Source organism: Roseibium album, assembly GCF_965233825.1.
GTDB classification, from domain to species: Bacteria; Pseudomonadota; Alphaproteobacteria; order Rhizobiales; family Stappiaceae; genus Roseibium; species Roseibium album.
Genome location: NZ_OZ247583.1, coordinates 664,096 through 684,225, shown reverse-complemented (window position 1 = coordinate 684,225; position 20,130 = coordinate 664,096). Strand labels below are relative to the sequence as shown.

21 protein-coding genes and 1 tRNA gene are annotated in these 20,130 nt (G+C 56.5%); 9 read left to right on the top strand and 13 right to left on the bottom strand.

Going from position 1 to position 20,130, the window contains the following annotated elements; genetic code table 11:
• Positions 1 to 74: 74 nt before the first annotated feature.
• Positions 75 to 905, top strand: a complete 831-nt coding sequence (locus ACO6TI_RS03140; RefSeq protein WP_055114746.1) for a pentapeptide repeat-containing protein — start codon at positions 75 to 77, stop codon at positions 903 to 905.
• 434 nt (positions 906 to 1,339) lie between these two features.
• Here ACO6TI_RS03140 and ACO6TI_RS03135 read toward each other — a convergent pair whose 3' ends face one another.
• Positions 1,340 to 2,140: a MipA/OmpV family protein gene (locus ACO6TI_RS03135; RefSeq protein ID WP_055114744.1), complete on the bottom strand. Its 801-nt coding sequence runs from the start codon at positions 2,138 to 2,140 to the stop codon at positions 1,340 to 1,342.
• A 239-nt stretch (positions 2,141 to 2,379) separates the two neighbouring features.
• On the opposite strand from ACO6TI_RS03135, the gene ACO6TI_RS03130 reads away from it, so the two are divergent.
• Entirely contained in the window at positions 2,380 to 2,676 is a 297-nt protein-coding gene (locus ACO6TI_RS03130) for a YggT family protein (RefSeq protein ID WP_055114741.1), read from the top strand.
• An 80-nt stretch (positions 2,677 to 2,756) separates the two neighbouring features.
• Here the strand turns inward: ACO6TI_RS03130 and ACO6TI_RS03125 are convergent, their stop codons facing one another.
• The 4 genes from ACO6TI_RS03125 to ACO6TI_RS03110 all read right to left on the bottom strand — a co-directional run bounded on the left by ACO6TI_RS03125 (position 2,757) and on the right by ACO6TI_RS03110 (position 5,414).
• On the bottom strand, positions 2,757 to 2,948 hold the full coding sequence (locus ACO6TI_RS03125; RefSeq protein WP_029062614.1) for a Trm112 family protein: 192 nt from the start codon (positions 2,946 to 2,948) through the stop codon (positions 2,757 to 2,759).
• Positions 2,949 to 2,987: 39 nt separating this feature from the next.
• Entirely contained in the window at positions 2,988 to 3,665 is a 678-nt protein-coding gene (locus tag ACO6TI_RS03120; protein ID WP_055114738.1) for an LON peptidase substrate-binding domain-containing protein, read from the bottom strand.
• A gap of 87 nt (positions 3,666 to 3,752) precedes the next feature.
• On the bottom strand, positions 3,753 to 4,709 hold the full coding sequence (gene trxA, locus ACO6TI_RS03115) for a thioredoxin (protein ID WP_208992675.1): 957 nt from the start codon (positions 4,707 to 4,709) through the stop codon (positions 3,753 to 3,755).
• A gap of 183 nt (positions 4,710 to 4,892) precedes the next feature.
• The gene (locus ACO6TI_RS03110) at positions 4,893 to 5,414 is read right to left on the bottom strand and encodes a prolyl-tRNA synthetase associated domain-containing protein (RefSeq protein WP_422384336.1); all 522 of its coding nucleotides are present in this window, start codon (positions 5,412 to 5,414) and stop codon (positions 4,893 to 4,895) included.
• 242 nt (positions 5,415 to 5,656) lie between these two features.
• On the opposite strand from ACO6TI_RS03110, the gene ACO6TI_RS03105 reads away from it, so the two are divergent.
• Positions 5,657 to 5,731 (top strand) — tRNA-Gly (locus ACO6TI_RS03105).
• A gap of 229 nt (positions 5,732 to 5,960) precedes the next feature.
• Positions 5,961 to 6,287 (top strand): Rap1a/Tai family immunity protein, encoded by a 327-nt coding sequence (locus ACO6TI_RS03100; RefSeq protein ID WP_422384335.1) that lies wholly within the window; start codon positions 5,961 to 5,963, stop codon positions 6,285 to 6,287.
• A gap of 248 nt (positions 6,288 to 6,535) precedes the next feature.
• On the opposite strand, the gene ACO6TI_RS03095 is transcribed toward ACO6TI_RS03100, so the two are convergent.
• The 8 genes from ACO6TI_RS03095 to ACO6TI_RS03060 form a co-directional block, all read right to left on the bottom strand.
• Positions 6,536 to 6,700 carry a hypothetical protein gene (locus tag ACO6TI_RS03095; RefSeq protein WP_422384334.1) on the bottom strand — a complete coding sequence of 55 codons (165 nt, stop codon included), beginning with the start codon at positions 6,698 to 6,700 and terminating at the stop codon, positions 6,536 to 6,538.
• Between the two features lie 236 nt (positions 6,701 to 6,936).
• Positions 6,937 to 7,254 (bottom strand): DUF3223 domain-containing protein, encoded by a 318-nt coding sequence (locus tag ACO6TI_RS03090; protein ID WP_422384333.1) that lies wholly within the window; start codon positions 7,252 to 7,254, stop codon positions 6,937 to 6,939.
• Positions 7,255 to 7,258: 4 nt separating this feature from the next.
• Positions 7,259 to 8,524, bottom strand: coding sequence for a tyrosine-type recombinase/integrase (locus tag ACO6TI_RS03085; RefSeq protein ID WP_422384332.1), 1,266 nt, complete (start codon positions 8,522 to 8,524; stop codon positions 7,259 to 7,261).
• Positions 8,525 to 8,981: 457 nt separating this feature from the next.
• Complete coding sequence (locus ACO6TI_RS03080; protein ID WP_422384331.1) at positions 8,982 to 11,102, bottom strand: bifunctional DNA primase/polymerase; 2,121 nt, start codon at positions 11,100 to 11,102, stop codon at positions 8,982 to 8,984.
• Entirely contained in the window at positions 11,095 to 11,307 is a 213-nt protein-coding gene (locus tag ACO6TI_RS03075; protein ID WP_422384330.1) for a helix-turn-helix domain-containing protein, read from the bottom strand. The genes ACO6TI_RS03080 and ACO6TI_RS03075 overlap by 8 nt, the downstream gene beginning before the upstream one ends.
• A gap of 77 nt (positions 11,308 to 11,384) precedes the next feature.
• Positions 11,385 to 11,699, bottom strand: a complete 315-nt coding sequence (locus tag ACO6TI_RS03070; protein ID WP_422384329.1) for a hypothetical protein — start codon at positions 11,697 to 11,699, stop codon at positions 11,385 to 11,387.
• A 535-nt stretch (positions 11,700 to 12,234) separates the two neighbouring features.
• Positions 12,235 to 12,405 carry a YegP family protein gene (locus tag ACO6TI_RS03065; RefSeq protein ID WP_422384328.1) on the bottom strand — a complete coding sequence of 57 codons (171 nt, stop codon included), beginning with the start codon at positions 12,403 to 12,405 and terminating at the stop codon, positions 12,235 to 12,237.
• A gap of 138 nt (positions 12,406 to 12,543) precedes the next feature.
• The gene (locus tag ACO6TI_RS03060) at positions 12,544 to 12,798 is read right to left on the bottom strand and encodes a hypothetical protein (RefSeq protein ID WP_422385358.1); all 255 of its coding nucleotides are present in this window, start codon (positions 12,796 to 12,798) and stop codon (positions 12,544 to 12,546) included.
• 161 nt (positions 12,799 to 12,959) lie between these two features.
• Here ACO6TI_RS03060 and ACO6TI_RS03055 point away from each other — a divergent pair, with 161 nt between their 5' ends.
• Genes ACO6TI_RS03055 through ACO6TI_RS03035 form a run of 5 tightly spaced genes read left to right on the top strand, consistent with a single transcriptional unit; the run spans position 12,960 to position 20,066 of the window.
• The gene (locus ACO6TI_RS03055) at positions 12,960 to 13,592 is read left to right on the top strand and encodes a restriction endonuclease subunit S (RefSeq protein WP_422384327.1); all 633 of its coding nucleotides are present in this window, start codon (positions 12,960 to 12,962) and stop codon (positions 13,590 to 13,592) included.
• Between the two features lie 7 nt (positions 13,593 to 13,599).
• Positions 13,600 to 15,126 (top strand): N-6 DNA methylase, encoded by a 1,527-nt coding sequence (locus ACO6TI_RS03050; protein ID WP_422384326.1) that lies wholly within the window; start codon positions 13,600 to 13,602, stop codon positions 15,124 to 15,126.
• The gene (locus tag ACO6TI_RS03045; RefSeq protein ID WP_422384325.1) at positions 15,116 to 16,363 is read left to right on the top strand and encodes a hypothetical protein; all 1,248 of its coding nucleotides are present in this window, start codon (positions 15,116 to 15,118) and stop codon (positions 16,361 to 16,363) included. The genes ACO6TI_RS03050 and ACO6TI_RS03045 overlap by 11 nt, the downstream gene beginning before the upstream one ends.
• Complete coding sequence (locus tag ACO6TI_RS03040; protein ID WP_422384324.1) at positions 16,360 to 19,329, top strand: type I restriction endonuclease subunit R; 2,970 nt, start codon at positions 16,360 to 16,362, stop codon at positions 19,327 to 19,329. Before ACO6TI_RS03045 ends, ACO6TI_RS03040 begins: the two co-directional genes overlap by 4 nt.
• Positions 19,326 to 20,066 (top strand): M48 family metallopeptidase, encoded by a 741-nt coding sequence (locus tag ACO6TI_RS03035; protein ID WP_422384323.1) that lies wholly within the window; start codon positions 19,326 to 19,328, stop codon positions 20,064 to 20,066. The genes ACO6TI_RS03040 and ACO6TI_RS03035 overlap by 4 nt, the downstream gene beginning before the upstream one ends.
• Positions 20,067 to 20,130 lie beyond the last annotated feature (64 nt).

The window sequence follows — 20,130 nt, the reverse complement described above, 5'->3', positions numbered from 1 at the left end:
TCTGGACAGAAACTGTCCTTAAACTGCTGGTATTGGATACCTATCTTTAGAGAAGTCTGAAAAAAGGTTTTGGCATGAGCGACAGGTTTACGCATTTTCTGGCAGGCTTTTTGGGTGTCTTTGCATTGTGTTCATTGTCCACCGGAGCGCTTGCCGGTAGCGATGAAGAAAAAATGGCCGACATCAAGAAGAACGGCGGCTGCCCGCGCTGCGATCTGCGGCTGACAGAACTGAGGTTCCTGACCGTAGAGAATGTGAACTTCAACCGTGCCAACCTTCGTGAAACCGACTTGAAGGAAGCTGTTCTTCCCGGTGGCGACTTTCAAAATTCAGACTTGCGCCGCACGGAGGCGGAGCGTGCGGATTTCTCGGGAAGCAATTTTACGGGTTCGAACATGCGTTCCGCGGACCTGGAAAAAGCCAATTTTACCAATGCGATTCTTGAAGACGTCGACCTCAGGGACGCGGACCTGAACGCCAGCATCGCCAACAATGCCAATTTTGATGGAGCAGATCTTCGCGGCGCTGGTTTTATCAGATCCGTTGCGACCGGCGCATCCTTTGAGGGCGCAAAGATGGACGGGGTCAATCTGGAGCGTGTCGACCTTTCCGGCGCGAACTTCAAGAACGCCCGCATCCGGCAAGGCAAGCTGGATCGGATCAAGGCTGACGGCGCGGATTTCTCCGGTGCGGATTTCACCGGTGTCCGGCTGGTGAGTGCGGATCTTTCAAACGCCAATCTGACGAATGTTAATTTCGACGGCGCCTTGCTGCGGCGGACACGTCTTGTCGGAGCTGACTTGACCGGCGCCGATAACCTGGATCCGAGCCGTATTCTGGGTGCTTGCGGTGATGAAAACACCAAGCTGCCGCGCGGTATCGAATTGATCGAGTGTTCGTATTGAGACTTTCTCAGCTGGATCCGGGCCGCCTAGACGCCAGTGCTCTGTCGGTTCGCTATGAGCCAATGTCGAGGATTTGGACCAGCGGTTGCGAATGACTGCCGGTCTGCGCGCAGATTAACGGGTTTATTGGCTGATTCACGTATTAGCGGCACGAAGGCAATGCCGGGTTCGGCTCACGCATCCCGGACTGGGAAAACAACTTCGTGCTGACGTTAGGTCAGCAAGACACGTAACCCGCTTCATGGTTCCTGCCGTTGCCGATCGCCCGGGAAGCCTTGGAGTATAGTCGCTCCTCTGGCTGGACCAGAGGCTCCGACTGTCACACCGAACAAACGGGTCAGGCGAATTGTTAAACAGCCGTATTCCCGGTCGAGATATCTTGGAGCGAACCTCGCGGTCCGATTTGCCGATGGCGATCGTAGCAGCTTCAGCTCTTAAAAGATGTCGAATGCGAACCGGTAGCTGACGCCGACGCCAAGGCTGAACTGGTCCTTGCTGCCGGCTTCCGCGATCGGGCTGTCAGCCGCGTCGCCGATCAACCGGTCGTAAGTTCCGCGGATGTGCAGGCGAACGTCATCATTCCAGTCGTAACTGCCGCGCGCTGCGAGACCGACGCTCTTGAAACCCGCACCCGGGTCATATTGCGTCAGGCGGCCGCCGCTATTGGCAGCTTCCGTCGCAGTGACACCGAAATAGGTGTCCATATATTCTCCGGATGCGAAGCTGGCACGTGGACCGAAGCTGACTTCCCATTTGTCACTGGGGTAGATGATGCCGTCGAGACCAAGCTGGCCAACCTGGCCGGTGTGACCGTTGATGCCCTGACGGAGTTCGGCAAAGGCGCGGAAATGTTCGGTCCGGAAACCGCCGCCAAGCCCGAGTTCCAGCGCCCAGTCTACGGTACTTGTTCCGGTGAGGTCCGTGCTGTCGCTTGCCTTTCGCTCCCCGATGAAATTGAAGGAGGGAAAGAAGAAGACCCCCGACTTGCGGCGTCCGTCGACCACCTGTCCAAGACCTGGAAGATAAAAGCGGCCCACCGATATGATCGGCATCGGATAGATCAGGTAGGAATCAGCTGATTCATACCGTGGCTGTGCGATGGCGCCGATCCCCAGATCGACGACGAACTGCTTGTTGGCGTCCTGGGCGGAGATCTCTCCACTCTGTGCCAGAGCGGTTCCGGACACGGCGCCCAGTGAAAGAGCGAGCGCAACGCGTGACAAAGTCTTGAACATTAAGGCCACATCCATATGGAATTCATTGCCGGCAAGATAGCACGAAGCAGGCTTACTCAAAGCCTAAGGAATCCCGGTTTTGTCGAAGTGTTGCATTTCCGCACCGGATTCTTCTGGCGGAGAAAATGCGACAAGCGGTTACAAACAATTCCGCGTTCTTGAAAGTGCTGTCTTGCAGGCGCGCGGACTCGGGGCTACATGAGAAACGAGAAAGAACCTGAACGGCAACGGACCAGATCATGACCGCATTATTCAACGTCATCCTCATTGCGCTGGAACTCTATACCTACGTGATCATTGCCAGTGCGATCTTCTCCTGGCTCTACGCTTTCAACATTGTGAACTCGAGCAATCAGATCATCAATTCCATCGGCAGGGTCCTTTACAATCTGACCGAGCCTGCATTGCGGCCCATACGCAGGTTCATGCCCGATCTTGGCGGTATCGACATTTCACCCATTGTTCTGCTTCTGGGCATCATCTTTTTGCGCCAGATCATCATCATCAACATATTGCCGATGTTTAGCGGTTTCTGATCTTGCAATCTGCGTGGGTCAATCAAAAGCCCGGATCAGTCGATCCGGGCTTTGTTTGTGTCCAGACCTTGCGGAACCGGTCAGTCTTCCAGCTTGCGCGCCTCGTCCGGTAACATGATGGGGATGCCGTTGCGGATCGGATAGGCGAGTTTGGCAGATCTTGAGATGAGCTCCCTTGCCTCGGCGTCATATTCCAGGGTCGCCTTTGTCACCGGACAGACAAGCAACTCAAGCAGTTTCCTGTCGACTGGGCGTTCGCTCGTTTCGGTCATCTGAGTGTCTTTCAATTCGGATATTTGGTGCGTGGCGCCCTATTGAAGCGTCGAGCCGCCATCATTTTGCGACCTTGCCAGATCCATCTCCGTGATCGCAATGAGCGTTTCGGCGCGCGTCTTCAGGTCGCGGGCTTCCAGCAACGCCTGTTTTTCCTGAGGGCCGTATGGACACATCATGCAGAGCGCATTGACGAGAACCTCGGTTTCGGCTTCCGAAACGCTTTGCCAGTCAGCCTCGAGATTGTTGGCGTCCAGATAATCCCGCAAGGTTCTAAGCAGCCCGGTCCGGTCGACATCCTCTTCACCGTCACCACATCTGAGATCGGCCGCGAACGGCGCGAAATCACACTCGACTTCCCTGAAGGCGCTGTAGGTGCGCAGTTCCTTGCCGAGGGCGAACCGCGTAACACCTTGCAGCGTCACAAGATAGCGACCGTCCCCGGTTTCCTGGAAACTCGTGAGGCGGCCGACGCAGCCGACATCTGCCAGCACGGGCACATCCGGTTCCTGGCCCGGTGCTTCATGCGCAGGCTGCACCATGCCGACCAGGCGATTGCCGGAAAGCGCAGCATCCATCATGTCGAGATAGCGTTGCTCGAAGATGTTCAACGGCAATTGTGTCCTGGGCAGTAGCAATGCGCCGGAAAGGGGAAACACGGGCAAGACCGGTGGCAAGTCCGCGATCGTTTCATAAATGGCGTTTCCTGCCTGCATTTCCGCGCCTTCTTATTGTGTTTGTTTCGGCACCGGGGACCGATTGCACCGGTATCCCCCGTAAATGTGTGTCATTTCCGGCAATCGTCAAGAAAACAGGACTGCAGACAGCTTGCGGCGACCGTAATTGCTTGCCGGGTCCTTGAAGCCCCAGGCTTCGAAAAACTGCAGCAGTTGCATACGGGCGCCGTCCTCGTTCCATTCGCGGTCGTTCCGGACGATTTCGATCAGCTGATCAACAGCACCTTCCTTGTCACCCTTGCCGTTCAGCCCAAGAGCCAGGTCGAAGCGAGCCTGGTGATCGAGCGGGTTGCTGGCAATACGATTGTGAAACTCGGCAAGGTCACCGAGGGACGCGGCCTGCTCGGCGAGATCCAGCGCAGCCACGGCGGCAGTGTAGGCTTCGTCCGAACGCTTGTCTTCCGGCACCAGTTCTAGCGCCTGTTTGGCCCGTTCCAGTTCGTCCGCGCCGAGATAACACTGGGCAAGACCGGCCAACGCTTTCACATTTTCCGGTTCCATCTGCATCACGGCACCGAACAGCTGTGCGGCCTGGGCGAAGTCGTTCGCTGCCAGAAGTTCCGTGGCCTGTTCCAGGTAGGCGTCAGCCTCGTTCGCCGGGGCCGGTCCACCGAGTTTTTCGATGAAGGCCTTCACCTGGCTTTCCTGTTGTGCGCCCATGAAACCGTCCACCGGCTGACCGTCCTTGAAGGCGACCACGGCGGGAATCGACTGGATGCCCATCTGGCCGGCGATCTCCGGGTGATCGTCAATATTCATCTTTGCCAGCCTGACCGTGCCACCTGCCGCCTTCACCGCAGCTTCTATGATCGGCGTGAGCTGTTTGCAGGGGCCGCACCAGGGGGCCCAGAAATCGACAAGTACCGGTTGCTGGCGCGAGGCTTCGAGAACGTCGGCCATGAATGTCTGGGTGGTAACATCGAAAATGAGGTCGCCGCCGGTCGGACCGCTGCCACCCGTCGGGCCACCATTGCCGCCGTCGCCACCGAATCCACCGCCCTGACCGCCATAGCCGCCGCCCATGCTGGCCCCGAATCCGCCGCCAACCTGGCCACCGACGCTGTAGTTGCCGTTACTCATCTGCCCGCCTCATGCTTTCCGGCCGGCGCTTGCCGCGCTCCGGCCAATCTGGAACCCTAAACTGGTTGAATTTGCTCCTAACATGGAGCTGTCGCGCCGGAAATACAAACTCCGGCGTCGCGAAGATTAGTGTGCAGCATTCCTTGCCTGTTCACTGACCGCCAAAACCTGCGGATCATGTCCGCAAGCCTTTGCGAATTTCACCAGATCTTCTGCTCGGATCGTCGTGGTGGCATCGTTCTTCAGCGGATGATAGTTGAGAATGTCGTGCTGCATCATCGCGGCATCGAAAACCGGGGTGACCCGCAATGCCTCGCGGTCGTTCATCAGTGAAAACGGTGTGACCGATCCCGGTTCCACGCCGAGGATTTCCATCAAGAGATCCGCGTTGCCAAAGGAGACCCTGCCCTGGCCACCGATAATCTGATGAACCTTTTTCAGATCAATTTCCGCGTCATGCAGGACGACAATCAGAAACAGGCGGCTTTTCTTGTCCTTCACGAAAAGGTTCTTGGTGTGACCACCCGGGATCCGGTCATGAAGACCCCCGGATTCTGCAACGGTGAAAACCGGTTCGTGATCTACGGTCGAAACCCCGATATCGAGTTCCTTAAGGAAGGTCATCAGTTCGTCGCGTGTCGCTGGCATGTTTTTTTCCGGCAATTTGAGCTTTCCGGCTGTTTAACGCGATTACGGGTTGCGCCACAAGCTCAATCGCTGATGAAAAGCCGCATAAATCCGCGGATTTTACGATCCCGATTCACAGGACGTCCACAGAAAGGCAGCTCTCATAATTTCTTCAATTTCCTTGTTGCAATCCGTCCCGGCTTAGTCCATATACTGCGCCACCGACGCCGAGGCGGCCACCGCCGGAGCGCTCGTGACACTATGCGGGTGTAGCTCAGGGGTAGAGCACAACCTTGCCAAGGTTGGGGTCGTGGGTTCGAATCCCATCGCCCGCTCCAGATTTTTCTGAAAACAAAGCCGCGGATCTCCGCGGCTTTTGTTGTTTTTGGCCTTAGTTTCAAGTCGGTTGAGACAACGCCCAATTGGCCAAGGTTACCGCGCGGTTACAAGAAACCAGAACCGTTGAAGTATGAAATCGCGCCGTTCAATTAATCCGCAGTAGTATAATTGACCCTTGAGTCTCCTCGTGTTTCGATTCCCGTTTTAGCGAACGTGAGGAGCCTTAGAATGCGACGGTTTCAGTTGTTTTTGGCCGCGACATTATTCTCTTGCCCAGCCTGGGCTTTTGACCCGGGAATGCAGATGAGAGGAGCAAACTTTTCTGATGCGTGCACGCGTGCAACCGAAAGCTGGATAAGTTTTTGTAATGGCTACGTTCAAGCCACCGTTGACAGCCTGAGCGTGGGCGACGGAGTTTGTATCCCAAACGGAGCGACTCGAACCGACCTTGTAACGGCCGTGGAGCGTACAATCACTGCTTCTAGCCAACTCAAGTCAATCAACTCGTTTGAAGCGGTAAGGCTGGCGATGCGGCAAGCCTTTCCTTGCCCCTGATAATTTGTGATGGCGTTGACATGATATTTTTCATGCCGAATTTCGAAAGGACACACCGGGACGTACGCAAGCATATTGAGCGACGAGCGGTCCAGGCCTAAGCGGGTCCCCGGCAGCTGCTCAGATGGGACCCGCGCAAGGGGGGAGGGTTGAAGCAATTCCCCCGGAAAGCAGGGGCAAACAGTTGCGCGAGCGCCGATATTGCCGACGCTCGCGCTTCATCGAATTAGCTAAGTGGCGTTGTCAGCCTACCATTTTTGGTCGACGGCAACGTGGTCTTCGCACTCACATTGCCCGAATTCTTCAAACGCCCACTCGAGTTCCTCAGCGGCGAGGCGCATCAGTTCCGCTGCCTTTTCCAAAGGAAGCCATTTCTCCTTGTTGGTGCGCTTGTCTCTAACCAAGACCTTCATGGCGATCTCCTGTGCTGAACAGGACAGGAAAACACGGCGAGAATTCTGGCGCAATTATCTGCATAATATCAGTTAGTTAAGCTAAATATTGCAAGTGTCCTACGAGGCGTTCTCGTGGCGGCAGCGCGTAGGGGCGGCCACTGTAACTGGGCGGTAGCAAGGGCCGTAGGAAGTGGCCTCCGCCAGCGCGCGTACGGTGGGCAGGGCGCTGCGTACCTACCCACGCCCCACACTGCCTAAGCTACCGTGGCATTCGGATAGGCGGCGATGAACTTCTTGAAACTGAAGTCGAGAATTGAACCATCATCCAGTTCGGCAAAGAAGCACGGCGTGTTGCAGTGTCTGTGGTGCTTCCGCAGATATCGGACAACTTTTCTCGGTCCGATTTCTGCAATTTTATCTGGACGGCCCTTCAATATTGCATCGACGAACGCTGCGTCTTCGCCAACAATCTCGCTGCCGCCTTCTTCCTTGTGAAGGATCGCTTGGCAATGGCGGATAAAACCAGCCTTTGCTGGGAACGAAACCCCACCAACTGAAACAACAATGCCCATAATTTTAACTCCAACTTTGTTCGGTGAGTGTTTGAGTCCCGTAGGCCCTGTCCAGCGCCTCAATAGCAGCGCTGCCGTTTCGAACGGCTTGGGTGTAGTGGCCAAGCGTCACGGTCGGATTGGCATGACCGGCGATCTGCGCGACCAGTCCCACCTCAATTCCTTGCGCTTGCAGGGTGGAAATAAAGGAGTGGCGTGCGGAGTGTGGCGTCACGTAGGGAAGGTCAAGCTTCTTGAAGGCGGGAGCCCAATAGCGTTTCCGGAAATTCTGGTAGAGCAGCGGTCCGCCGCCTCCAAGACGCGGCTTCGGCCACTCCTGTAGCCTTCCAGGGCCAGGAAAGACGCGGTGAAGCTCCTTGCCCTTTCTTGGGCAGCGAACGCGCCAGTCGAGGAGCATCTCGCGTAAGGTGGCGCTCATGGGGACATCCCGTGTCCCAGCTTCAGTCTTGGTCATTTCCGTTAGCGAGCCGTCGCGTTCCTGGATGCGGCGAATGCAGATGACGCCACGCTCGAAGTCCACTTCGCTCCACAGGAGACCAAGTTGTTCTGATGGCCTGGTCCCGGCGAGAAAAGCGAACGCGTAATAGATGCCGTCACTTTCGTCACTCCTGGCGGCAGCAATCAGCTTGGCGATGTGGTCAGGCGTAAGAATGGTCTTCTTAGATTTCTGTCGGGCTCGGGGCAGCCCTGTAGGCATCGAAGGCGCGCGAATGCCAAAGTCTTCTTCTGCCAAAGATAGAATAGACCTGAGGTGCGACTTAGCCCTGTTCGCTGTGTAAGTCCCACACTGCTCGGTGATAGTCTTGTGCCATGCGCGGATCATCGCCGTGTTCAGGTCTGTCAGTTTTACATCGCCCAGAAGTTTGATGAAGCGCGCTCCCTTCGCCGCGACGCCGCTTTGAGTGAATGCCGCTCTCTCTTTCGGGGTACCAATGAGCAGTGGTCCACGGATCGCACCAACGACCACGACCTTGTATCCCACCAACGTCGAGGCTTTGACGCTGCCGTCCTTTGTCCCAAGCCAATGTTCGATAGCTTCTGCGACAGTTGGAGCTTTGCGCTCGTCAAAGAAGTTCCCCTCTGCCACTTTCAGCAAAAGGCTGTTTCTGAAGGCCTCTGCATCTTTCTTCCGATTGAAGGCGCGACGGCGGCGTTTGTGTACTTGCGGGTCCTGATACTCGCAGTACCATTGCGAATAGGCGGCGATAGTACCGTCTTTCAGCCTGCGACGCCGCGTTGTCGAAGTGATTGAGACATTGAAGTTTTTCATGTTCTTGCTCTTTCCAAATAAAAAAGCGAGGAGGAAAACACGGCGGCGTAACCCACACAAGTAATCGCCGGAGGTCTCAGAAGACGCTCTATGCGGCTTTGGCGGTAACCGCGCACGTAACCTCAGCTGTTGTTTGAATGGCGAAGCGGCGAGACGACGCGGCTTCGGAGTGCTTGGATTCCACGCTCAACGAGGTTGAAATCGCAGTTTAGGGAAGGGTGGCGGTAGTGACGCCAGTGGCGGCAGCAGGCAGCGCGCGCACCGGGCTGCGGGTGGTAGGGGGAGTATCCCTCCCCCTGCTGTGGCACAGGAGCGCCTCGACACCAAACGCCGTCACGGGCGTCACGCCGTCACGCCAAAATGGGCGGCTTTGCGTCTCCTGGATCGACGTGCCGAATGCGAACCTTGCGTCCTTTCCGGTCTTTGGGCAGAAACTCCACCACAATCCCGGCCTTCTTCATTGCAGGACGCATTCTGATGAGTTGGTTCGACAATTGAGAGGGCGATTTTGGCAGGCTTCTGTGATGCTTTGCATCTTCCTGCTCCATGATTTTACGAATAGACCGCCGACATAGTCCTCGTAGCCCAGTGGTCCAGCGACCCTCCGCAACGCCACAACAAGGGCGTTGTCATTGACTTGCTCGATGAAAAACTCATCTTGCGCGGCGGCTATCGCATCAACAATAGCTCCCGCTTCCTCGCCCAAACCGCCCTCGGCGGCGCTGATCCAACGGGCAGAATCCGCCATTCGGAGGTGGCGCGGTGGTTCAATGTCGTCAAACTCTCGCAGAGCATGTGCAACGGCATCATAAAGTGCCCCGAGAACACCCGGTAGCCGCCGATTGAATTCGGCACGAAGTTCATCCTCAGTCTTCCTCCCACCTTCAGACATCGGCGAAAGCTTGATCGGGATGGCCCTTTCCATCAGGTCAGGCCGACTAGCGTATCCTCCAATTCCGTTGATCATAAATGGTCGCGTATAGTTCATTACATAGAGGTCACCGTCCGTATAAAGCTTGCGGACGGCAATACCGCCACCGGTTGAAAGCGCACAAAGAGCGTCAGACATTTCCGCGCTCATACCCGACGCGTTGTCAAAACTGAGCAGACGATATTCCTGCGCCTGGATCATCAGATCCTGGGGCTTATCAGGCAGTCGCACTCGCATTGCCATATTCGGGTCGGTGATCCGTTTGATAACCTCGCAAAAGAAGCTCTTCCCCGACCCCTGTTCGCCTTCCACCAACAGGATGAAATACGGTCCAGTGGGCCTGAGTGCATTGATCAGGAAAGCCAAAAGCAGTCGATAATTCTGCTGGTCCAAGGCCAAAAAGTTTCGGAACCAATAGAGATCCTCGATGGAGCTGGATACCGGCAGCGGCAGTTCTCCGAAACCGGCACCTCGTACGAACTTATAGGAAACAGTGGATTCGATAGTCCATCCGTCCGGTTCGATCAAAACCGTGCTGCCGTCGTCGTGTCCCAAATCTATGGAAACCGCGCGACCGTCACCTGCAACACGCGCGAAAACAGGGTACGGCGGACCGTCGAACAACCCGATCGCTTCCAACGTCGCGATGGCTTCGTTCAACGGTTGGGATGCGATCGGCTTACCCAACGATTTGTAAGCAAGATTTCGAAGCCATAGTTTAACATTGCCCGAGGTCACCCGGTAGGCAATCGAAGGGCCGGTATGAGGCAACGTTGCCATGGCGACGTCTCTTGTGGCCTCATCCCGGAACAAAAACATCCCTTCCGCCAACGCCAAATTGACCATTTTTGCGGATTGAGTTTCAGCTTCCCCATCGGTATCGGCGAAGCCTTTTTCACGGGCAGACCGAATCCATTCTGGTAGCTCTTCCAACGTGTTGCCTGAATACCTTTCAGGTAGAAGTCCGACAAAAATATCTTCGATCTCCTCGTCCGTGGCCTCTGCACGAACAAGTATCGCGGCCAATGGTACACCCGCGTCGTGCGTTGCCTTTCCGGAAATCAGAACATTAGCGTTTTCGGAGCCAATGGTAGTTTTCAGCAATTTAATATGTCGATCGGTGATATCCGGAAGGTTGTCGAAATCAACCTCCAAAAGCGACTTTCCGTAGTCCTCATAGGGCTTACCGGTGTCCGGGTGGATGGACGGCGGCATCACAGTCATCTTGCCGCCGGCCAGAAAATCGATGTTGCCAAGTTCCCCTGCACCTTTGATGACTGTGGATTTTAGCGACCTTGGAGCCCGCACGAAAATCGTAGCCCCTTTCTTCCCTCGCTTACCAGCAAGCACTGCTCTCCGTTCGGAGCGGTTCAGTCCAAGAAACTGGAGTACAAGGTTCAAAAGCTGATCATCATCAACATCCAGGGCATCAAGAACTTTGTCGTTGCCCAAAGAACTGCCCAAGAGCAAACCGATATTTTTGTTTGCATAGGAACTTAGCCACTCTTTTTGCTTGTCCTCGCCAGGGATGCCTCCCAAGAGCCCCGTCCAACCGCTCGGAATCGGAGCTTTGCCATTGACTGGAACAACAGGGAGACCTCGACCCCAATACCGTCGCGCTTCGTTTTCAAAAATACCGTCAGACATTTTCGCCCCCAATCTTGGAGGCGTTGATCGCCGCGATGACTTCTGAAAGGCGAACGAGCTTGCGGCCGTTGAACGGCGCATAGGCTGGGATCGAACCAGCGTTCACCGCGCGCCGCAGCGCCCAGGTATGAACGCCAAGGGCCTTCGCAGCCTGCTGAATGGTAAGGAGAGATTCGATATGTATGAGATTAGTTGAATCGGGCACAGGTGCCTCCTTGTTGTTAAGAAGGCTGCCTAACTTTCACATTGATGCGGTTTGTGCACCGGAGTAAAATACTGGATTTATCTCCCTCGCCAAGCTCCTGCTGGAATTACGTCTCTATCCAAAGCGATACCTGCCCGCTCAAGAGCTTCAAATACATCCGCAATCGGTGAATAAAACTTATCAAAGTCTTCCTCGCCATCGTAGGAGTGCGCTGCCAACAATTCTTCCCGATTGGCGTTGAATTTGCGGACTAGGTCTTTTGCCACCGAGCCTTCGGGGTCCTTTCCTGGCCCACCTGGCATATCAATTACTGCCTTAGCAAGCGGCTCTATAGAAACGGTTTTATTCGAATAGGCGGCTACGGAGTATAAGAAGGCCATCATTTCCAACATGTCGTCACGCCATATACCTGGCGCTCCGCGTGGAGGCTTTCGACCAAGTAAAACTGCCGTAGCCTGGGCAACGCGAGCTTCTTCTGTACGATGGAGTTCATCGGAGTGACCGCGAACAATAGCCCTTAAAATTATCCGGAGGGTTCGTTCGGTTTGATCCAAAAGCAGCTCGGGCCTCGACTCTTTCATATCTTTTCTACCTGCTTAGCTACTCCTACCCCTCCCCATAGCATAACGACACCGCCGGTCCAGTTGCCGTTATGCACGTCACCACCGTCACGACGTGACGCTGTGCTGGCAGTGACGCACTATGCCATGCCGTATCTAACAGCTGAGGAGGGGGAGGTGTCAGGCTGCGGCCACGTGCACGCGCCCGCGTAGCTTCGCCGCAGTGTACGGCTGGGGTACTGGGGAACGGTAGGGCACGCGACGTACAGGGTATCTCACGTACGGCGGACGGCGAATAAAATGCGCTAAAACGGAAAAGCCCCGCGACTTAGATCGCGAGGCTTATGGTCGTATTGATTGACTGGCGTTAAGTCTGGTCGTGGACCTGTGCGAGGGGAGCAACCCTCTTTGCCGCGTCGACACCCGCCTGTGCGGACTGCTTGGAGGTATAGACCTCGGAGTGGCACAGGGTTTCGCCGTTGGCGGCCTTCAAGCGCCAGAAATATCCGCCTGCGTTCGCGCGAAGAATTTCAAACATGTTGATGGCCCTCCTTGGGCCGGAATTTTGACCCGTCCGAAGCGCCGAGTCATTGATCTTTAAGGAGGGGCCAGCTAGGATAATGTTCTTCAAGCATGCCTAGCGGGCTTCGGCCCAGGTATTCGGAAATCGGCTGGTTTACGAGACCAGTCGGTTTTCCATCCATTTAGCCTTCGGGGTCAGATACGGCCCCCTTGGCGGAAGTTCGTCGGGACTCGCCGACGGAACTTCAGGAAACCGAGTTCCATCCTTTACTTCAGCGATCCGGCCCTGATTGAGGCCGAAGAACGCTGCGATATCGTGATGGCGGTCGCCCCGATTGATCATTCCACGAATGAGCGCTGCATCGCGCTCGGTGATTTTGAGGCCACTCGGCCTCGCTCGTGATGCCATATAGTTCTCCATGTTTTTTGACGTCAGACTCTACGCTGACCCTTCCTATATGAGGGAGGTTTACGTTCATGTCAACAAAAAATCTAAAAAATATATTCCGTAGCACGCTACAGTTAGTCTATGTCTTGACATCGTAGCGCGCTACTGACAAATAGGTGTATATGAAAGAACATGTGGAATTAATCAGCCCAATTAGCTCCCGCGCACGTCTGATGGATATCGCGGAAGTCTTCTCTGGCGTTGGGGTGTCGCGCGAGGAAGCAGTGGCCCGTCCGGGCGAGCGGCTGCCAGTTATTGGAGTGCGCGACCTTCAGGACGGCGCAGTCGCTCAACGAGATGAACTGGATACCGTCGGATTTTCATCCCCCTCCAAAGCAATAACTTATGCTGTTCAGACTGACGACGTGCTCGTCACAGGGCGTGGGACACTGCTGAAATTCGGCCTTGTGGGGGATGAAACAGCAGGCGCCATCGCCAGTGCGAATATCATCGTTGTTCGCCCAGGATCCGATGTGATGGGCGGCGCCCTGTTCGCGATCCTGTCCAGCGAGGTGTTCCGTCCGAAGATCGAAGTTTTACGGCGCGGGGCGACCACGCTCTTGTCCCTGTCGCCGAAAGACCTCGCCAAGCTCGAAATCAATCTGCCGTCACGAGATGAACAGGAGCGCATTGCCGCCCTCGTTAAAGAGACGCAGATCGCCTATCGCACCGCCCTAGAGGCCGCCGACATCCGCCGCACGCTTGCGAGGCGTCTGATTGACGCGCGCCTGTTCGGCGGCAACCAGAACACTTGAGGGAAGTATGGCCAAGCTCACACGTACCGAACTGGAAAACCATCTCTGGAAGTCCGCCGACATCCTGCGCGGCTCCATCGATAGTTCCGACTACAAGATCTACATTTTCGGCTTTCTGTTTCTGAAACGGTTGTCTGATCGGTTTGAGGAAGAGACCAAGGAGGCGATCCGTCAGGGTCTGCCGGAAGAGGTCGCCTATAGCGATCCAGACGAGCATGAGTTCTTCCTGGTTGAACGCGCGCGCTGGTCATCCATCAAGAAGCTGACGACCGGCATTGGCGACCACCTCAACAAGGCGTGCGCGGCGATTGAGGACGCCAACCCCTCCATTGAAGGCGTGCTGGCCAATATCGACTTCAACTCTGAATCACGCCTCGGCGACGCCAAGAACCGCGAAGGCGTTCTGTCGCGCCTGATCGACCACTTCTCGCGCATCGACCTGTCCAACGCCTCTTTGTCCGAACCGGACATGCTGGGCCGCGCTTATGAATATCTGATCGACCGGTTCGCGGACGATGCGGGTAAGAAGGGCGGCGAGTTCTACACGCCCCACCACGTCGTGCGGCTGATTGTCGAATTGCTGGACCCCCAGCCGGGCATGCGTATCAGCGACCCCACCTGTGGTTCGGGCGGCATGCTGGTTCAGGTGGCCGAGCATGTGGCAAAGCTTGAAAGCAAGCGGCTGGGCGAAGCGCTCAACATCACGCTGCATGGGCAGGAAAAGAACCTTGGCACATGGGCAATCGCCAAGATGAACTTGCTGCTGCACGGGCTTCGTGATGCGCGGATTGAAAAGGGTGATACCATACGCAATCCGCGCCTGCTCGATCAGGACGGCAACCTGTTCCTGTATGATCGCGTCATCGCCAACCCGCCCTTCTCGCTCGACAGCTGGGGCGCAGACGATGTCAAAGGCGATACCGAGAAGAAGGGTTATAACCGCTTCATCTATGGCATCCCGCCCAAAAATATGGGCGATCTGGCCTTCGTTCAGCACATGGTGGCGACGCTCAACGCCAAGGGCGTATGCGGGGTGGTGATGCCGCATGGCGTGCTGTTCCGCGGCTCGGGCGATGGACGTATCCGCAAGGCGATGCTGGAGGCCGATCTGTTCGAGGCGATCATCGGCCTGCCCGAAAACCTCTTCGCTGGAACCGGCATCCCGGCGACCGTGTTGATCCTCAACAAGGCGAAAGCGCCCGAGCGCAAGGGCAAGGTGCTGTTCATCCACGGCGCGAAGGAGTTTGAGGAGCGGCCCAAGAAGAACATACTCGGCGAAAGCAACATCACGCGGATCGTTGATGCGTTTGAGGCGTGGAAAGATGAGGAGCGCTTCTGCCGTGTCGTCGACATGAAAGAGATCGCCGAGAATGATTTCAACCTCAACATCTCCCGTTACATCGACACGCTAGAGCCGGAAAAGCCGATCGATGTGCAGGCTGAACTCGCCAAGCTCTGGGACGCCGAGAAGGCGCGCGATGAAGCGACAGCCCGCATGAACGCCCTTCTCAAGGAGATGGGCTATGTCGGTTGAGGTGCCCAAGGGGTGGCGGGAAGGTCGATTGAAAGACCTTTGCGAGAGTGTCGAGCGACGGCTCGGAAACGGCGACAAGCTTGAAGTCTTGAGCGTCACAAAACGTGGCGTCGTCCCGCAATCGCAGACCTATGACAAGGTAATCGCGAGTGAGGACGTCTCTCGCTACCGGGTTATCGAGCCCGGTGAATTCGGGTTGGCTCCCATGGCGCTCTACTATGGTGCCATCGGTCGGTATCGCGGCGGCGCTCCGGGGATCATAAGCCCAGCATATAATGTATTTCGCCACACTGCGAATGCGGACCCCGACTATCTAGAAACACTCATTCGTATGCCACGCATGATCGCGAGATACGATACGTTGAGCCAAGGCGGAAATTTGGAAGGCAAGCGCAAGCTGACGCCCTATGACGCCTTCGAGACGGTCCAGATCGCCATTCCCCCACTCGCCGAACAGCGCGCGATTGCCGAGGTCCTGAGCTCGATGGAGGTGGCTATTGCCAAGACGGAGACAGTAATCAATCAACTAGTAGACACTAGAACCGAAATTGCTCGACTAGCCGGTTCAAACCCATCTAAGTCCTCAAAACAGCGCCTTAAAAATATTGCTAGTACAATCGAAGCGGGTGTCAGTGTAGGTGGCGAATTGCGCTCTCTCAAAGAGAGAGAATACGGTGTGCTAAGAACGAGCAGCGTGTCCAGCGGGACGTTTCGTCCTGATCAGATCAAGGTAATATCTGAAAGTGATTTAGATAGGGTATCGGTCAAACCAAAAGCGGATCATATCATTCTTAGCCGAGCTAATACGCCCGATCTGGTCGGGGCAAGTGCCTATGTCAGCTCAAATTACGAGAACGTGTATCTATCTGACAAACTTTGGCAAATTGACGTTTCAGATCGAAATCGAATTTGTGTCCGATGGCTTGCACTTGTCCTGAATTCCCCTAGGGTCAGGCAGCAAATGCGACTGCGAGCAAACGGCACAAGTGGCTCGATGCAAAACATCTCGAAATCAGCTTTATTAAGTATAAGCGTTTCGATCCCTACAATAGAATTCCAGAAACAAATTGGTGAGTTAGCTCAAAAGCTAGAAGCAAGATCCGCTTCGGAGCTCAATGCTCTTGGACAACTGAAGAAAACACACGTTTCCCTCGCCCAGGAACTCCTTTCGGGTCGCATACGCCTCCCGGAGAGCCTCATTGCGCGCCATCGTGGCGAAGCCGGGCAGGCCGCATGACTGGACCGAATGACCAGTTCGAGCGCGACTGGGTCGAGGAGCCGGCGGCGGACCTGCTGCGGGTGCTGTTCGACTTTAAGCCCCTGTCTCCTGAAGAGGTGCGGCGCCTGCGTGAGGGGCTTTCGACCGAGCCGGTTCTGACGGTACGTCTGGCCGAATGCCTGAAGCGCCTCAATCCATGGCTTGAGGAGGATGGCGTGCGCCGCGCGGTCGCCGCCGTCACGCGCGTTTCCGCTGTTGATGTGATGGAGGCCAATGAGGCCGCCTATACAGCGCTCACCTATGGCGTGACCGCCGCCCATACCGAAGGCGGCAGGCGGCAAGACCGCACTGTGCGGTTCTTCGATTTTGATGATCCCTCGGCCAACACGTTCGAGTTCGCTCGGCAGGTCGCGATCAAAGGCTCGCGACAGGAGATCATTCCCGACCTCATCGTTTACGTGAACGGCCTCCCGCTGGCGGTGATCGAGTGCAAATCGCCATCGCTGGCCGACCCGATGGGCGAGGCGATCCGCCAGTTCCGCCGCTATGAAAGCCGGGACGAGTTCTCAGGCCTTGGCGCACCGCGCCTGTTCGAGACGGCACAGATTTCCATCGCGCTCGCCCGCGACACGGCGAAATTCGGCACGACGCTGACCCCGGTGCGCCATTGGGCGGAGTGGAAGGACACCTATCCGCTGACGCTTGATGCGCTCTCCGCGCATCTGGGCCGGACGCCAACCGGGCAAGACACCTTGCTCGCCGGGCTTCTCTCTCCTGCCAATCTGCTCGATCTCGTCCGCAACTTCGTGATCTTTGAGACCATCGACGGGCGACGGATCAAGAAGATCGCGCGCTATCAGCAATTCGTCGCCGTCGGCAAGGCGATTGAGCGCATCCGCACCGCAGTCAACCCCCAACGCCGGGGCGGTGTCATCCATCATACCCAAGGTTCGGGCAAATCGCTGACCATGGTGTTTCTGGCGACCAAGCTCAGACGGCTGCCCGAGGCCGAGAACCCGACTCTCGTCATCGTTACGGACCGGACCGATCTTGATGACCAGATCACGGGGCAGTTCCAGCGCTCGGGCTTCGCCAACCCCATTCAGGCGGAAAGCGGGGAGGCGCTGCGCGAGGCTCTTTCGGGCGGGGCGGGGACGACCGTCCTGACGACCGTTCACAAGTTTCACAGCGCCGTGCCGAAGGGCGCGCCTGTCATTTCCAGGGCGCGAAACGTCTTCGTTATGGTTGATGAAGCACACCGGACCCAGTATGGCGCTCTGGCCGCCCGCATGCGCGCCGGGTTGCCCAATGCCTGCATGATCGCCTTCACCGGCACGCCTATCGACAAGAAAGACCGCAACACCCGCGAAGTCTTTGGCGATTACCTGCACCGCTATCTGATCGATCAGGCTGTGAAAGATGGCGCCACCGTTCCGATCTTTTACGAAATGCGCGACGCGCAATTGCGGATCGGCGGACGCGATCTTGAACGGGATATGCGGGTGGCCTTTCCCGAACTATCTGACGACGAGATTGAGAAGCTCAAACGCGGCATGCGGCTTCAGGAAAAACTGGCCGGAGCTGAGGTCCGCGTTGAGGCCATCGCCAAGGATATCCTCACGCACTACCGAAGCACCATCGAACCGAATGGTTTCAAGGCACAGATCGTGACGGTGAGCCGTGACGTCGCCGTAACCTATGTCGAGGCCTTAAGGAAGCTTGGCGCGCCCGAATGCGCGCTCATCATGTCCACGTCGAACAATGACAGCGCCCGGCTGCAAGCCCATCACCTGTCCAAGAGCGAGCGTGACACCTTGATTGGCCGCTTCAAGAAGCGCGACGATCCGCTGAAAATCCTGGTGGTGTGCGACATGTTGCTGACCGGCTTTGATGCGCCGATTGAGCAGGTTCTGTATCTCGATGCGCCGTTACGCGAGCATACGCTGTTGCAGGCCATTGCCCGCGTGAACCGTACCGCTGACGGCAAGACCTATGGGCTGGTCGTTGATTATTGGGGGGACAACCGGCGCATCGCGGATGCCCTGGATATGTTCTCCGACGAGGATGGCATCGCCAACGCGCTCCGCCCGCTGTCCGAGAAAATCCAGCTTCTTGAAAGTCGGCACAGAGCCGCGATCCGGCTTTTCGAAGGGTTTGACCGTCAAGACGATGCGGCATGCGTCGGCCTCCTGCGCCCCGATGACATCCGTGCCAAGTTCGAACTCGACTTCCTGCGCTTCGCCGAAGCTATGGACATGGTCTTGCCGGACCCGAAGGCCCTGGAAGATCCTTATCCGTCCGACCTGAAATGGCTATCGCGCATTCGCGTTCTTGCCCGTCGCACCTATCACGAGGAGCCGTTTGATCCCAAGGACTATGGCGCTAAGGTGGGAGAGATCATCACCAGCCATTTGTCTGTGTCAGGTGTCGAACAGTTGTTGGTGAAGTTCGACATTCTTGATCCGGCCTTTCGCCCGCATTTGGACAGCCTAGGGTCAAGCGACGCCAAAGCGGCCGAGATCGAGCACGCCATCCGCCAGGAAATCCACGTCCATCGCGACGAAAACCCTACCGCTTATGCCTCGCTCTGGGAACAGCTTGAGCGGATCGTCAACGACAGACGAGAAACGCGTGTCTCCGCTGCCAGCGCCTTGACCCATCTTGAAGCCATGGTCGGGCAAGCCGCAGAGCTTCGCGCGGGCGCGGGGGGTAGAAGCGATGGTCTTACAGGAACGGCTGCCGCTATCCTGCCTTTCATCGACGCTGATCTTCCCGAGGCCGAGCGCACCAAGAGCGCAGCTGGTATCACCAAGGCGCTCGAAGAGTACGCCGCGGTCGTCGACTGGCATCAAAAGGAGGACGTGCAACGGCAGATGCGCCGGTCCATCAAGGAGCAATTGCGAAACTTGGGAATGGATGCGAGCAAGGTCGGGTCTGCGACAGCGAAGATCATGGATGTCGCACGCGCGAGATATACGGGATGACGGACGCGGCGTGGCACTCCATCGTTTTTGGTGGTGAAACCTTCGCATTTCAGATCGAGCGGACCGCGCGCCGGAAAACCGTAGCGATATCTGTTGGCTTCGATGGAGTGCGCGTGCTCGCTCCCCCAGATCTCGACGATGATCACGTCCTTAGCATCGTTCGCAAGAAAGGGGCTTGGCTCCTTCGCAAACAGGCCGCATATCGGGAACTTGGTGGGCAGCCGGTTGCCAAGGAATTTGTAAGCGGCGAGACCTTCCACTATCTCGGCCGTCAGTATCGCTTGAAGCTCATTCCCGATGAAACCGCCCTCACCACCCGGGTTGCCGCGAGAGGTTCAACCCTTGTTGCACCAGTGCCATCAAATGAACACCCATCCGTTCAGCGCTCGGCTGTCCGTAGCGGGCTCAAGCGCTGGTATCGAGCACACGCAAACCAGCATTTTCCCGTGCGCGCGCGAATGATCGCAGAGACACTTGGCATCCCGACGCCGACCGTCACCGTCGTTGACCAGTCAAAGCGCTGGGGAAGTTGCGATGCCCGAGGGCACATCCGCCTGAATTGGCGCTTGGTGATGGCGCCAATGCCGTTGGTTGACTACGTTATCGCCCATGAGGCGTGTCACGTACTTGAGCACAACCATTCACGGCGGTTTTGGCGCTCGTTAGAAACGATCATGCCAGACTACGAGGATCGCCTGAGAAGACTTGACCGAGTGGGACACAAGTTCATTTGGTGACACCTGGCTCAGCCTTGCAACGGAAATTCGCATAAGATCGATTATGGCGCATTTGTATGCTTGA

Bases quoted from the DNA above. Each gene is read 5' to 3' on its own strand.
- ACO6TI_RS03140 (WP_055114746.1), top strand. From the start codon at position 75: ATGAGCGACAGGTTTACGCATTTTCTGGCAGGCTTTTTGGGTGTCTTT.
- ACO6TI_RS03135 (WP_055114744.1), bottom strand. From the start codon at position 2,140: ATGTTCAAGACTTTGTCACGCGTTGCGCTCGCTCTTTCACTGGGCGCC.
- ACO6TI_RS03130 (WP_055114741.1), top strand. From the start codon at position 2,380: ATGACCGCATTATTCAACGTCATCCTCATTGCGCTGGAACTCTATACC.
- ACO6TI_RS03125 (WP_029062614.1), bottom strand. From the start codon at position 2,948: ATGACCGAAACGAGCGAACGCCCAGTCGACAGGAAACTGCTTGAGTTG.
- ACO6TI_RS03120 (WP_055114738.1), bottom strand. From the start codon at position 3,665: ATGCAGGCAGGAAACGCCATTTATGAAACGATCGCGGACTTGCCACCG.
- trxA (WP_208992675.1), bottom strand. From the start codon at position 4,709: ATGGGCGGCGGCTATGGCGGTCAGGGCGGTGGATTCGGTGGCGACGGC.
- ACO6TI_RS03110 (WP_422384336.1), bottom strand. From the start codon at position 5,414: ATGCCAGCGACACGCGACGAACTGATGACCTTCCTTAAGGAACTCGAT.
- ACO6TI_RS03100 (WP_422384335.1), top strand. From the start codon at position 5,961: ATGCGACGGTTTCAGTTGTTTTTGGCCGCGACATTATTCTCTTGCCCA.
- ACO6TI_RS03095 (WP_422384334.1), bottom strand. From the start codon at position 6,700: ATGAAGGTCTTGGTTAGAGACAAGCGCACCAACAAGGAGAAATGGCTT.
- ACO6TI_RS03090 (WP_422384333.1), bottom strand. From the start codon at position 7,254: ATGGGCATTGTTGTTTCAGTTGGTGGGGTTTCGTTCCCAGCAAAGGCT.
- ACO6TI_RS03085 (WP_422384332.1), bottom strand. From the start codon at position 8,524: ATGAAAAACTTCAATGTCTCAATCACTTCGACAACGCGGCGTCGCAGG.
- ACO6TI_RS03080 (WP_422384331.1), bottom strand. From the start codon at position 11,102: ATGTCTGACGGTATTTTTGAAAACGAAGCGCGACGGTATTGGGGTCGA.
- ACO6TI_RS03070 (WP_422384329.1), bottom strand. From the start codon at position 11,699: ATGTTGGAAATGATGGCCTTCTTATACTCCGTAGCCGCCTATTCGAAT.
- ACO6TI_RS03065 (WP_422384328.1), bottom strand. From the start codon at position 12,405: ATGTTTGAAATTCTTCGCGCGAACGCAGGCGGATATTTCTGGCGCTTG.
- ACO6TI_RS03060 (WP_422385358.1), bottom strand. From the start codon at position 12,798: ATGGCATCACGAGCGAGGCCGAGTGGCCTCAAAATCACCGAGCGCGAT.
- ACO6TI_RS03055 (WP_422384327.1), top strand. From the start codon at position 12,960: ATGAAAGAACATGTGGAATTAATCAGCCCAATTAGCTCCCGCGCACGT.
- ACO6TI_RS03050 (WP_422384326.1), top strand. From the start codon at position 13,600: ATGGCCAAGCTCACACGTACCGAACTGGAAAACCATCTCTGGAAGTCC.
- ACO6TI_RS03045 (WP_422384325.1), top strand. From the start codon at position 15,116: ATGTCGGTTGAGGTGCCCAAGGGGTGGCGGGAAGGTCGATTGAAAGAC.
- ACO6TI_RS03040 (WP_422384324.1), top strand. From the start codon at position 16,360: ATGACTGGACCGAATGACCAGTTCGAGCGCGACTGGGTCGAGGAGCCG.
- ACO6TI_RS03035 (WP_422384323.1), top strand. From the start codon at position 19,326: ATGACGGACGCGGCGTGGCACTCCATCGTTTTTGGTGGTGAAACCTTC.